General features: G+C 55.8%; 15 protein-coding genes. 11 read left to right on the top strand and 4 right to left on the bottom strand.

Translation table 11 applies throughout. The features are described from left to right. Positions 1-303, top strand: a 303-nt coding sequence (locus tag AKU79_RS02195) for a single-stranded DNA-binding protein (RefSeq protein WP_050521954.1), incomplete at its 5' end; no start/stop codon positions are given. Between the two features lie 241 nt (positions 304-544). Here the strand turns inward: AKU79_RS02195 and AKU79_RS19675 are convergent. The 3 genes from AKU79_RS19675 to AKU79_RS18835 all read right to left on the bottom strand — a co-directional run bounded on the left by AKU79_RS19675 (position 545) and on the right by AKU79_RS18835 (position 2,181). Further along, entirely contained in the window at positions 545-961 is a 417-nt protein-coding gene (locus tag AKU79_RS19675; RefSeq protein WP_231580081.1) for a toll/interleukin-1 receptor domain-containing protein, read from the bottom strand. A 374-nt stretch (positions 962-1,335) separates the two neighbouring features. Next, positions 1,336-1,623: a DUF3892 domain-containing protein gene (locus tag AKU79_RS02185; RefSeq protein WP_050521952.1), complete on the bottom strand. Its 288-nt coding sequence runs from the start codon at positions 1,621-1,623 to the stop codon at positions 1,336-1,338. 336 nt (positions 1,624-1,959) lie between these two features. Then, positions 1,960-2,181: a DUF2188 domain-containing protein gene (locus tag AKU79_RS18835; protein WP_082223891.1), complete on the bottom strand. Its 222-nt coding sequence runs from the start codon at positions 2,179-2,181 to the stop codon at positions 1,960-1,962. 158 nt (positions 2,182-2,339) lie between these two features. Here AKU79_RS18835 and AKU79_RS02180 point away from each other — a divergent pair, with 158 nt between their 5' ends. The 10 genes from AKU79_RS02180 to AKU79_RS02140 all read left to right on the top strand — a co-directional run bounded on the left by AKU79_RS02180 (position 2,340) and on the right by AKU79_RS02140 (position 9,741). Then, the gene (locus AKU79_RS02180) at positions 2,340-2,696 is read left to right on the top strand and encodes a helix-turn-helix domain-containing protein (RefSeq protein WP_050521951.1); all 357 of its coding nucleotides are present in this window, start codon (positions 2,340-2,342) and stop codon (positions 2,694-2,696) included. Beyond that, the gene (locus AKU79_RS02175; protein WP_050521950.1) at positions 2,693-3,214 is read left to right on the top strand and encodes an ImmA/IrrE family metallo-endopeptidase; all 522 of its coding nucleotides are present in this window, start codon (positions 2,693-2,695) and stop codon (positions 3,212-3,214) included. Before AKU79_RS02180 ends, AKU79_RS02175 begins: the two co-directional genes overlap by 4 nt. Positions 3,215-3,226: 12 nt before the next feature. Then, positions 3,227-4,672 (top strand): exonuclease domain-containing protein, encoded by a 1,446-nt coding sequence (locus AKU79_RS02170; RefSeq protein ID WP_050521949.1) that lies wholly within the window; start codon positions 3,227-3,229, stop codon positions 4,670-4,672. A 262-nt stretch (positions 4,673-4,934) separates the two neighbouring features. Further along, the gene (locus AKU79_RS02165; RefSeq protein WP_050521948.1) at positions 4,935-6,134 is read left to right on the top strand and encodes a hypothetical protein; all 1,200 of its coding nucleotides are present in this window, start codon (positions 4,935-4,937) and stop codon (positions 6,132-6,134) included. Between the two features lie 185 nt (positions 6,135-6,319). Continuing rightward, positions 6,320-6,838: a hypothetical protein gene (locus AKU79_RS02160; RefSeq protein WP_050521947.1), complete on the top strand. Its 519-nt coding sequence runs from the start codon at positions 6,320-6,322 to the stop codon at positions 6,836-6,838. Between the two features lie 102 nt (positions 6,839-6,940). Then, the gene (locus AKU79_RS02155; protein ID WP_050521946.1) at positions 6,941-7,432 is read left to right on the top strand and encodes a DUF6878 family protein; all 492 of its coding nucleotides are present in this window, start codon (positions 6,941-6,943) and stop codon (positions 7,430-7,432) included. Between the two features lie 354 nt (positions 7,433-7,786). Next, positions 7,787-7,909, top strand: coding sequence for a hypothetical protein (locus AKU79_RS19830; RefSeq protein ID WP_269430748.1), 123 nt, complete (start codon positions 7,787-7,789; stop codon positions 7,907-7,909). Continuing rightward, positions 7,902-8,546 (top strand): hypothetical protein, encoded by a 645-nt coding sequence (locus tag AKU79_RS02150; protein WP_050521945.1) that lies wholly within the window; start codon positions 7,902-7,904, stop codon positions 8,544-8,546. The genes AKU79_RS19830 and AKU79_RS02150 overlap by 8 nt, the downstream gene beginning before the upstream one ends. A 107-nt stretch (positions 8,547-8,653) precedes the next feature. Beyond that, positions 8,654-9,043: an antitoxin Xre-like helix-turn-helix domain-containing protein gene (locus tag AKU79_RS02145; RefSeq protein ID WP_050521958.1), complete on the top strand. Its 390-nt coding sequence runs from the start codon at positions 8,654-8,656 to the stop codon at positions 9,041-9,043. Further along, positions 9,040-9,741 carry an RES family NAD+ phosphorylase gene (locus AKU79_RS02140; RefSeq protein ID WP_050521944.1) on the top strand — a complete coding sequence of 234 codons (702 nt, stop codon included), beginning with the start codon at positions 9,040-9,042 and terminating at the stop codon, positions 9,739-9,741. Before AKU79_RS02145 ends, AKU79_RS02140 begins: the two co-directional genes overlap by 4 nt. Positions 9,742-9,950: 209 nt before the next feature. On the opposite strand, the gene AKU79_RS02135 is transcribed toward AKU79_RS02140, so the two are convergent. Beyond that, on the bottom strand, positions 9,951-11,267 hold the full coding sequence (locus AKU79_RS02135; RefSeq protein WP_050521943.1) for an MFS transporter: 1,317 nt from the start codon (positions 11,265-11,267) through the stop codon (positions 9,951-9,953).

Genomic DNA, 11,267 nt, shown 5'->3' with positions numbered 1-11,267 from the left:
CGGCCGCGCCTCGCGGAAGGCCGGGTCCAGCGCGACGAGAACGGCTACCGCGTGATGGACACCGAATGGCACCGCATCACCTGCTTCAACGGCCTCGGCAAGACGGTCGCAGAGCATTGCGCCAAGGGCATGAAGGTTCTGGTCCACGGCCGCATCCACTATACCAAATGGACCGACGCTACCGGCACCGACCGCTACGGCTGTGAGATCATCGCAGAGAAGGTCGACTTCCTCAGCCGCCCGAAGTCGGCGGAGGGTCAAGACCCCGAGCTGGTCGACCGCGATGACGAGATCCCGTTCTGAAAAGAACGGGGTCTCCCCCAAGGTCCGGCGGGGAAACCTGCCGGGTCCTGAGCCGTCCCGCTATGAAGCGCGCTTGCCAGCTATAAGGGCAAGGTAAGCGCTTCCGGCCCCGGCAGACATTCGCGTGGTTGAAAAATTCGCTCTGCTGCTCCCTTAGGTCGGACAATTATGGATCATGCGACAGTTCGGTGCGCCCTATGGCCGCGACGCGGAACAAAGCAATAGCACACCTACTATTGAGCTAGATGGCGACCAATTCGGCGAGCTTGGCCGCGACATTTTCCAACGATTCTTCTGCAGTGCTCAAGCCGCTTCGCGAGGCCAGCAAGGGGCTGACATCGCGGAGAGCTTCATATGTCGTGTTGTGCACGATGGGTACGAGGCGCTCTCCCGCGAGGAGAGCAGAAAGTTCTTTGTCGGCGATGCTTTCAGTTGGGAGGCGGCGCAACAAGGCAGGAGTCACCAGCACAATTCCGATCCGCGAGTTCGCCAATCCCTTGTCGATGGCGCGGAGCAAGGACACGCCAAGGCCAGCGTCCTTCTCGCTGAACCAGACCTTAACACTGCGTGCCTCGAGAAAATCGTGCAACTCCTTGGCGGCCCCTTGCCGATCGTCCCACGCGTGGCAGAGAAATACGTCTCGAAGGTCAAGCGACACTCGCTTCTCAATATTCTCGCGGACCGGCGTTAGCGCCCGTACTTGGACAGGCGTATACGTCAGGGTCGAACCCGGTCGTGACCAGCTCGGCCTTACGCTGCTGCTGGTCTTGGCCCCGCTGCTACGACTGGCACCGCTACTCGGCGACGAGGAGTAAGACGGGGGCGAGTACGAACCGTAACTGCTGTAACCGCTGCTGCGGCCATAGCGGCCACGGCATGCAGGGCAATTCGCCGCAGCGCTCGCTGAGCGGTGTCCCTCTACTGGTGCTGTGCATCTCGCCATTTGCAACTCCTCGCTGCATTTCTCATTCAAGCTCACGTCTTAGATATTAAACCATCATTTCATGTATGACTTTTCTTCCCAACTACATACTATTTGCATGGAGGCAAACTCAGGAGGTTGTTTGGTTCGTCGCCATCAGCTTCTGTCTTGAGATATTTTTTCCCGTTGCGCTTGGCGATGATCACCCAAACCGAATTGCCATTTACACTAGTCCAAAATCGCCAAGTGCCGTCTTCGATACCCTTAATGGCGGCATCAAGCTTAATGCACCACGGGCCACCCCCTTTAGCCCCCGCAGAGCCACCAATGCTGTCAATACGCCGGTCAGCGTCAGCTCCGTCTGGAATTATACAAGTGACCTGATGATCTTGTGGCATAATAGTATTTCTCTCTTTTAGATTGCAATCATGAGCGTCAGGCAAAATGATCCGCACCGACTAAGATGCGTGTGGATCATTTGGTTAGGATCATCGGCCCCAATGGCTGTGTGACTTTCCTTCGCCGACCACATGGTATTCCTAATTTTTACATCCATTCTTGTCGCAAGTGATGCGCTTGGACGTGCTCACCCAGTGACTGGAATGCTCAGTAGTATCGAAACCACATCCAGTCTTGCCACCCTTTGAACCTGCGTGAACTTCACCTGTGGGAGTATGCTCTACGGCCATTACCAGTTTCCTTTTGTTACGTTGGATAGTTTAGTCCACCTTCGGTCAGCCCTTGGGTGGAAAGGGATCATTCCCATATGAATTTGCATCGCGGATCCGTCCGTTCGGGCGATGAATAACCACTTCGCCATGTTCCCGGATTGCGGTGGTGCGCGCCGCGCCAGTTGCAGCTGTTTGCGTCCGGTGCTGAGAGCTGACCTTTTGTGCCCCTTCCCGCCGTGTGGCCCAACCGGAACCGTGCGGGACAACATGAATACGTTTCGACATTTTCTTTCCTTTCTACGGTTTGATCCGATTGTTTCGAATCTCACAGGCATAAACTGTATGGTTAACAAAAGCTTGTCAACTTAAACATTTGATTGTTTATATAGTAAACATTTGTTTAATATATTGACACGGCAGAGTTAATGGCGTTAACAGTACCTATGTCTAGTAGTAACATATATGCGGCACTTGGAGGTGCTATCGCCCTCAGGCGAAAACAACTCAAATTGACACAAGATGACCTATCGTCGCGAACCGGTCTTTCCCGTGCGTCCATCGCAAACATGGAGCGTGGCCATCAAAACGTTGCCGTTCACCATCTTTATGCTATTGCCTTGGCCCTAAAAGTGGCGAGTGTTTCGGATTTGTTGCCTTCATTGAAAGCAGCAACGGAAAATCAGGGAGAAGACAATATGATGCCAACTAGCGAAGCCTTATCAGACACAAGCAGGGCGAGCTTAAATGATCTGATCAGAAAGGCTCTAAAACAGGGCGATCAAAAGAGACTGGGACGATGACCCCCGATAAGGTTCGGGCGAAAAGGGAGGCGAATAAGGTGCTAGAAGAGTTTGGCATTAAACGCGTCCCCGTCCCCGTCGAGCGAATAATAAAATCTAAGAATATAGTGCTTGAATACGCCCCGCTTGATGAAGAGCTTTCTGGAATGGCGTACACTCAGGACGGCATTTCGATTATCGGTATCAATGCACTTCATCATCCAAACCGCCAACGTTTTTCGGCAGCCCATGAACTGGGCCATCACGTCCTACACCCAACAGAAATCCAAGCGACAGTTCATGTTTCAAAGGGGCTGCGCGCATTGCGGCGTGATCCGGTATCTTCTCAAGGAAGTGACCCGTTAGAAATTGACGCCAATACATTTGCTTCAGAACTTTTGATGCCTGAAAAATTCTTACTCGAAGAAATTGGACCTGACGGCTTGGACATGGATGACGAAACAAGTGTTGAAAAACTGGCCAAAAAATTTCGTGTGAGCGTTTCAGCTATGAGGTACCGCCTGGGCGGGTTGATTTGAGGTTAAGGTTTTTTGGCGTTTGTATTTTTCGACACAGAGACAACCGGACTTCACAAGGGCTTTGATCAAATCGTTCATTTTGCGGCGATCAAAACTGATAAGGATCTCGTTGAAGTTGATAGGTTTGAGGTGCGCTCAAGGCTCAATCCGAACATCGTTCCGAGCCCCGGCGCGTTGGCTATAAACGGGCTGCCAATTGAACAGCTTCTCGATAAGCAGCAACCGTCTCATTACGAAATGATGCTGCGTGTGGAAGCGAAGCTACGCAACTGGTCGCCCTCAATTTTTCTTGGTTACAACTCCATCAAGTTCGATGAAGAGATGCTCCGGTACGCTCTGTTTCAAACTCTGCATCCAGCGTATTTGACCAGTTTTCATAACAACGGCAGAAATGATGTCCTGTCACTAACCTTGGCTGCTCACGCCATCGACCAAGATTCCATTACAGTGCCGCTGCGGGACGATGGAATGCCAATCTTCCGCCTCGCGGAGCTAGCGGCAGCAAACGGGATATCCGCAAGCAACGCCCACAGCGCGATGGCCGACACAGAAACAACACTGTCTCTTTGCAAGCAGATTAAGCAACGATGCCCCGATTTATGGCAACGCTTCATGCGCTTCTCGAACAAGGCCGCTGTTTCAGAGTTTATTGCGACTGAGGAAGGATTTCTTCTCACAGAGACCTTTAGTAACCACGCTTATCATACGCCGGTAGTATTTATTGGTGAAGACCCTAACCCCGGTAATGGGCGGCTTTGCATCGACTTGCGGCTAAACTTTGAGGAAATAGCAACTTTTACCACACAGGAGTTGCATTCGGCGTTATCCCGAAAACCCTGCCCTGTCCGAAAAATTCAAACAAACGCTGGCCCGACGATGACGCCCCTCTGGGAGGCATCCGCAGGACTACTGGGATCAATTGGTTTTGACGCGCTAGAAGATCGGGCAAGGAAAGTCGCCGAGGATAACACGCTGAAGCGCCGACTTGTTGAAGCCTACATAAATAGTCGCGAACCATTTGTTAAACCGTCGCACATCGAAGAGAAGTTGCATGGCACCTTTCTAAGCGACGAAGATACAGCGCGTGCAAACCAGTTCCACAAGACACCATGGCTCAATAGGTTCGAGGTTGTTCAAACCATGGAGGATGAGCGATTACGGGAATTTGGAACGCGCTTGATCTTTTTTGAAGCTCGTTCTCGCTTGCCTAAAATGGTGGTTGATCGGCTAGATCGCGAAATTGCTGAACGACTGATCTCTCCAACCGGCAAGCCAATGTCGTTGACACGGTGTCTAGACGAAATCAATGAGTTGGAAGCGGCCGGGATCAATGACCATCAAACGTCTGAACTTTTGAATGGCTTTCGAGACTACGTCGTTGATCGCACAACAAGAGTTTCCAGTTTCCTTAAAAACAAAGAGTTTCGTAATGATAACGGACCGCCGAATCCTGGCTGAAAGTCTGTATTAGATCACTCGAAGTTAGGGATTGGTTATTGGATAAACCCTCTGATCGCCGACCACCCTGTAAAAACCCATATATCAACCGGTTTGCCTGATGTGGATATCCGCTTTTGCCTGATCCTCTGAACTTAATGCAGCGGCAACGAATGATATGAATCCGCCCATTTTGCCAGAGAGTCCGAGTGAGGCTGGTTGGTTTTGCGACAGGTTAGGGCTGGGAGAGTGGCTTCCAGCGCCTGTCGTGGAGTGAACGATAATGGGCATCGTGGAAGTTTTGGATCCGGTTCAAACGAAGGCAACCGGCGGTTATAAAGTGAATGTAAGCCGGGGCGAGCGGAACGGTCGGGTGTCGTCCGAATGGTTCAACCGTCCGGATGATGAGCGGTATCTCTCGCTTGATGATCTCTGGGCTTCGGTGAAGGCTCGGTCCGAGCGCAGCCGTAGCCGTGTGGTGCAGACCGCCGATATCCGTGTCGAGGCATCGCGTGACAATGGCGAGCGATTGCACCTGATGCTGCCAAAGGCGCAGGAACCGGTGGTCCCAACTCATTGGGCCTTTGGCCAACTCGCCAGCATCATCGGTGCCCCCGCCTCCTATTTGCGACAGCTGCCCGCACCACTAGCGGGGATAAATTTGCAATACGGTCTTACCAACCACCGTGCCGAGCAGGTGAAAACTTTCGAGACCGAAGATGGCCGCACGGAACTGCGCGCTGTGACCGGTCCCGACTATGGCCGCATCCATGATTACGAGCTGGTCGAGGCGGTGCAGCGCATCGCGGGCAATGGCACGGGCGATACGCGCTGGAAAGTGCCAGGTGTGCTCGACTGGTCGACTGGGGTCTACAACCCCGATGTCGAGATCAGCCGTGATACGACCACGCTCTACGCCTCGGACCGTGACGTGTTCCTGTTCCTAGTCGACGATCGCAATCCGATCGAGGCGGGCAAGCTGCCCGACGGCTCGCCCGATCTCTACTTCCGCGGGTTTTATTGCTGGAATTCCGAAGTGGGGGCCAAGACGCTTGGCATGGCCAGCTTCTATCTGCGGGCCGTCTGCCAGAACCGCAACCTCTGGGGCGTCGAGGATTTCCAAGAGATCAAGATCCGCCACTCGAAATACGCAGCGTCCCGCTTTGCGCATGAGGCTGCGCCTGCATTGACGCGCTTCGCCAACTCCTCGCCGCAGGGTTTCGTGAACGGCATCAAGGCCGCGCGGCAACAAATCGTGGCGCGCACGGATGAGGACCGGGATGATTTTCTGCGCAAACGCGGTTTCTCAAAGGCGGAATCTGGCAAGATCATCGAAAAAGTATTGATGGAAGAGGGCCGTCCGCCCGGAAGCATCTTTGACTTCGTGCAAGGGATCACGCGGCTGGCGCGTGACAAGACCCAGCAGGATGCACGACTCGACATGGAGGGACGCGCAAAGAAGCTCCTCGACCGGGTCGGCTGAGGCGTCTCTCGTTCTGGCGACCGCCTGCATCTGCGGCGGTCGCTGTCCTTACCCCATATGCGCTGATGGTCTGCCTCAAGATGGGCCGGTCTGGCGCCGTCGCCCCTTCGAGGAAGAGGGCGGCGGTTTGGTCTTTGACGGATGAGGCGGGGAGAGTGGCTTCCCGCGCCGTTGGAGATATGCCCATGTTCGACCTTTCCTTGCCGATCCAGCCGACCTCGCCCCCTTTGGGCTTCCCGCCATGCTTTGCGACAAGGTTGGCTGATCCGAGCCTGCCCTTTGCGCTGACGCGGTCGTGTCGGAACCCTGCTGCGGCGATGTCGGGACAGGCTGGCCCGACAATCCTAAACCGTTTCGCCACGCTGGCAGAGGCCATGCAGGCTGCAATCACCCATGCCGATGAGCTCGCCCAAAATTCAGCGCCGCAGCTTCTGGCGATTCTTGATCGCGACGAGCGACTGGTTCTGGCCGGATCTGTCAGAAAGGGTGCGGTCGCGTGGTGCCACCCGGTGACCAATGCCGCTGAGGCACGGGCCATCGTGACCGAGGCGAGCCAGCTTCGTGCCCAGGCAAGCCGCGCCAAAGATTGGCGAGAACCTAATCTCGCCGAGCGTTTGCGTCACTGCGCCGATGTTCTCGAGGCGCGCCTCGTCGATCCGCTGTGGCGCAGCTTCGCCATTCGGGCACTGCAGATCGCGGCATGACGCCAGAGAGACAGAGGAGGGCAGGGGGCTTTGTGAGCTTTGCAGGGTGAGAGAGTTTGCCCCGGCTAGCTCCGACCTTTTCCTTCAAACCGGAGATCCAACATGAACCAGACTGAGCCCACTCTTCCCGCGCCGCTGCCGCCGTTACCTATCGACCTGGGGGCGATTTTTGCCGGACATGCCGAGCGTATCGCCCGGATCGAGGCTTTGCGCCCGGGCAACCAAGACCGCCTTTTCGACGGTCTCATTGCCGCCGGTATCACCCATGTCACCGTTACATTCGATGGTACGGGCGACAGCGGCCAAATCGATAGCATAGCTGCTTGGTCAAGCGACAAACCCGTCGATTTTCCAGCAGTGGAAATCCCCTATGTCGCGCTGACTTGGGACACTCCTGAAGTCGAAATGCGCAGCCTCTCGCTCGAAGACGTGGTCGAGAAACTCGCCTACGATTTCCTCGATGATACCCACGACGGTTGGGAGACCAACGACCGTGCCTATGGCGAATTCTGTTTCGACGCCCGCGCTCGTTGCATCCATATCGAGTTCAACGAGCGGTCTTTATCGTCCGAACGCTTCCCCCAAGAATTCTGAGGGGGTGACGATGGCACATCCCTATCCCAACGCCTTGTCTTCGGTGAAGAACAAGGGGCGGCACGGGCGAGGACGCTTGGCATGACAAATTCCTACCGACGCCTCGGCATACCGCCGAACGCTTCTGCCTGTGCCGTGCTACGGGCCGCAATAGGGACACTTCATCCCGACACCTTGCGTGTGCGCAGTTTTCGGGAGGCACGAAAGCGGTATTACCGCGAATTGCTGGATCAGCATGCCGCTGCACAGCGCGCAGCGCCTGATGCCGGGTCCTGACGCATCTTCCGCAACCCATCCCTGTCCCACAATCGCCCGGCCGTAGTGGTCGGGCGGTGTCATTCTCTAGGAGAGCCTATGGCCGAATTTTACACCCACTTTTCCTACCTGATCCACTTTACCGACCGCAAATCCTTTGGTTGGAGCAACATTAATGAATGTTTCGGCGCCACGCTGAACGAGGAGGACATCGATGCCTGAGATTATCTGCACGACCGTCTACCAGTTTCCTGAGCTGTCTGACGCGGCAAAGGAAAGGGCTCGCAGCTGGTATCGCGACCTTGGGACTCACGAAGATTGGTGGGACGCAGTCTATGAGGATTTTGAGCGCATCTGCGGCATCCTTGGCATTCGTCTGAAGACCACCTCTGTGCGCCTGATCGGCGGGGGCACCCGGCAAAAACCGTGCATTTGGTTTTCGGGGTTCTGGTCACAGGGGGATGGAGCCGCGTTCGAGGGCTATCTCAGCCACGCCAAGAGCTCGGCCACTCGCATTCGTGACTATGCCCCGACGGACGAAATGCTGCACGGCATCGCCGATCGGCTGCAGGCCATTCAGCGGCGGAACTTCTATCAGCTTTGCGCCGAGGCCAGCCACCGAGGCCGCTATTGTCACGAATACACAATGTCCGTTGATGTTACGCGGGACAGCGCGACTTGGCAGCCGCCGACGTCCGACGCCGAAGAGATCGTTACCGAGGCCCTGCGCGGCCTCGCGCGTTGGCTCTATCGCCAGCTTGAGGCTGAGCATGATCATCTTATTTCAGATGAATCTATCGAGGATGGGATCATTGCTAACGAATACACCTTCACGGGAGCTGGGCGGAGGTTTGGGTAATGGTGAGATGGGCAGTTCTGTTTTGACTGCTCTGGCTGCTCGATGTGTTCATATGGTCTTTACTTTGTGGTCATATGAACTATATTGGACGTATAGAGGAGATCGAGATGCAAGTTGCAGAAAGAGTCCGCGAACCCGCTCAGGTCAATGCTGTCGCGCTGAAAGCCTATGCCCGCGTCGTCGATGCTTGGGGCCTCAGCTTGAAAGAAGCAGCGGGTCTTGCGGACATGTCCGAAAGTACGTGGAAGCGCGCCAAGAAGCCCGATTTCGCAGGGGAGTTGACCAAGGATCAACTCCTGCGCCTTAGCGCGGTGATCGGCATCTACAAGTCGCTCGAACTCTATTTTTCCGAACCGCTGGCGCGAAGCTGGTTCACACGCCCGAACGCGGGACCTTTGTTTAGTGGCAGCCGACCGGTGGATACGGTGATCGAGGGAGGCCTACCGCAGATTCTGGCCGCCCGGACTTATCTCGACGCCCTTCGCGGTGGCGCATGAAGCGGACAGAAATTTCTGATCGCGGTTTGGTTCGCCTCTTGCCCGCCACGTACCACCAACCACCGGCACTTCGTGGCCTTGTGGATACGGACGATGAGCTAGAGATCCTTGCGGAGATCGAGGGGATGACGAGCGCGCGCCTTTTGGCCGAACGGGGCCGCAACCCTCATTTGGATCCGCGCGAACTCGCTTGGCAGCGGCGGAGCCGGGACTTGCGCATCTATGGCGACACACATGTCAACGCAGCGTTCACCTATACGCGGGCGGGCGGCAATCGTTTCAATTCTGAGGAGCGTGGAGCCTGGTATTGTGCTTGGGATGTGATGGTCTCGGTTAGCGAAGTGGCCTGGCACCGGACGCGAGAGCTTGGCTACACGGGCTGTTTTGAGGACAGTGCGCGCTATGTTGAGCTGCTGGCGGATTTCATCGGGGTTTTCGATGATGTTACCGATGAACCAGATCATTTGGCACTCAATGCCGATCCGCATGTTGGATATCCTGTGGGTCAGGGCCTTGCGCAACACCTGCGGCGAGAGGGCTCGCGCGGTTTAATTTACCCATCTGTCCGAGCACCTGCACAAGGTGGCAACTGCCTCGTATGCTTTGAGCCCCGCGCGATCCAAAACGTCCGCCCTGGTGCGTCCTGGGATCTCGTCTGGAAGGGAACGCCAGACTATTCGATTATGGCCGTCGCCTGAAGTTCATCGGTTCCTGTCGATCCACTTCATTATCAGCCATTTGTGGGTAAGATACCGTCCCATGGGAATTATGCCCATCGAGGTCGGGCCGAGGCTAGATTGTCTATCTCACAGGAAAAAGCTGATCTTTGTGGCAGGGTGCGGCACCTCATACAATGCGGACTAGACTGTCGTTTACTGATCTTTTTCCAAGGGCCGCTTTTCGGTATTTATGCTCGTGGCCAGTGCGGATGATAGTCATCAATGACGATCGGGTGGCTATGTGATCGACCCTGCCGAATGTGAGGATGATCATCTGGGAGATCGCTATGAGTATGTTCAATCGTTCCGGCATCGTTTTGCGTCCAAAGAAAAACCCCGCCGACCATCCCGGTCGCGGCCAGCAGTGCAAGGCTGGCAAACGCAATTGTTGGCCCAGCCACAGTGATCATCCATCCTGCCAACGGATACGTGACAAGCCAGCAAGCGTGTGACAGGGCGAACTGGGCTGCGTAAACCGCAGGCCGGTCTTCGGCGTGCGCGGAGCGCTTCAAAAGTCGCCCCGATGGGGTCAAGACTGTCGAATACCCAATCCCGACGATAAGCCAGCCCACAAGAAGCGGGGCCCACTGAATGCCATAGACCAACGACAACAGCGACAGGCCAAGCAGCGATGCGACAAGCACAGCCGCACCACCAATCATCACAGGTCGGTCAGGACGGTTGTCCAGCAATCGGGGCAACAAAATGGCTGCCAGCATCGATCCGCCACCAAAGGCTCCCAGTGCGATGGCAACCTGCGTTTCACCAAGACCCAAATCGGACCGCACCAATACCACGGTATTCACGAGAACCATCGCGCCCGCAGCCGCAGCCGCAAGGTTCAGTGACAAAAGCCCCCGCAGTCGTGGTGTCGCGAGGTAAATCCGCATCCCCCGTGTGGTGCGGTCGTAGATGCCGCGAGGGGCGGCCGGTTGCGGGTTGGGCAGCAGGACAGACACCACCAGCAAGGCCGCGGCGGCAAAACCGATCACGGTGCCAAAGAACAGCGTCTGATAACTCACGAAGATCAGCAGGATCGCGGCCAACGTCGGGCTGATAATGTTTTCCAGATCATACGCCAGCCGAGACAGTGACAACGCACGGGTGTAGCGGTCTTCTTCGGGCAAGATGTCTGGGATCGTGGCCTGAAATGTCGGCGTGAAGGCGGCAGAGGCTGATTGCAGCACAAAGATCAAGATGTAGACCTGCCAGACCTCGGACACGAAAGGCAGGCAAAGTGCCACTGCTGCGCGGATGAGATCAAGGCTGACCAACATCTTTCTTCGTGGCCAGCGGTTTGCAAACGCACCAGCAATGGGTGCTATCCCCACATAGGCCACCATCTTGATCGTGAAAATCGTCCCCAAGACCAGACCCGCCCGCTCACCAGACAGATCATAGGCCAAAAGCCCGAGTGCGATGGTCGCAAGCCCGGTGCCAAGTAGGGCCACGATCTGGGCCAGAAACAGATGGCGATAGGTGCGGTCGGCAAGGATTGCGAGCAT

It is taken from the genome of Pseudorhodobacter wandonensis, assembly GCF_001202035.1.
In the GTDB taxonomy this organism is placed as follows: Bacteria; Pseudomonadota; Alphaproteobacteria; order Rhodobacterales; family Rhodobacteraceae; genus Pseudorhodobacter; species Pseudorhodobacter wandonensis.
This window is presented reverse-complemented; position numbering and strand designations above follow the sequence as displayed.

Coding starts and splice junctions, on each gene's coding strand:
- AKU79_RS02180 (WP_050521951.1), top strand. CDS start 2,340: ATGTCTAGTAGTAACATATATGCGGCACTTGGAGGTGCTATCGCCCTC.
- AKU79_RS02155 (WP_050521946.1), top strand. CDS start 6,941: ATGAACCAGACTGAGCCCACTCTTCCCGCGCCGCTGCCGCCGTTACCT.
- AKU79_RS18835 (WP_082223891.1), bottom strand. CDS start 2,181: ATGTCGAAACGTATTCATGTTGTCCCGCACGGTTCCGGTTGGGCCACA.
- AKU79_RS02145 (WP_050521958.1), top strand. CDS start 8,654: ATGCAAGTTGCAGAAAGAGTCCGCGAACCCGCTCAGGTCAATGCTGTC.
- AKU79_RS02165 (WP_050521948.1), top strand. CDS start 4,935: ATGGGCATCGTGGAAGTTTTGGATCCGGTTCAAACGAAGGCAACCGGC.
- AKU79_RS02140 (WP_050521944.1), top strand. CDS start 9,040: ATGAAGCGGACAGAAATTTCTGATCGCGGTTTGGTTCGCCTCTTGCCC.
- AKU79_RS02135 (WP_050521943.1), bottom strand. CDS start 11,267: ATGCTCGCAATCCTTGCCGACCGCACCTATCGCCATCTGTTTCTGGCC.
- AKU79_RS02150 (WP_050521945.1), top strand. CDS start 7,902: ATGCCTGAGATTATCTGCACGACCGTCTACCAGTTTCCTGAGCTGTCT.
- AKU79_RS02160 (WP_050521947.1), top strand. CDS start 6,320: ATGTTCGACCTTTCCTTGCCGATCCAGCCGACCTCGCCCCCTTTGGGC.
- AKU79_RS02175 (WP_050521950.1), top strand. CDS start 2,693: ATGACCCCCGATAAGGTTCGGGCGAAAAGGGAGGCGAATAAGGTGCTA.
- AKU79_RS19830 (WP_269430748.1), top strand. CDS start 7,787: ATGGCCGAATTTTACACCCACTTTTCCTACCTGATCCACTTTACCGAC.
- AKU79_RS02185 (WP_050521952.1), bottom strand. CDS start 1,623: ATGCCACAAGATCATCAGGTCACTTGTATAATTCCAGACGGAGCTGAC.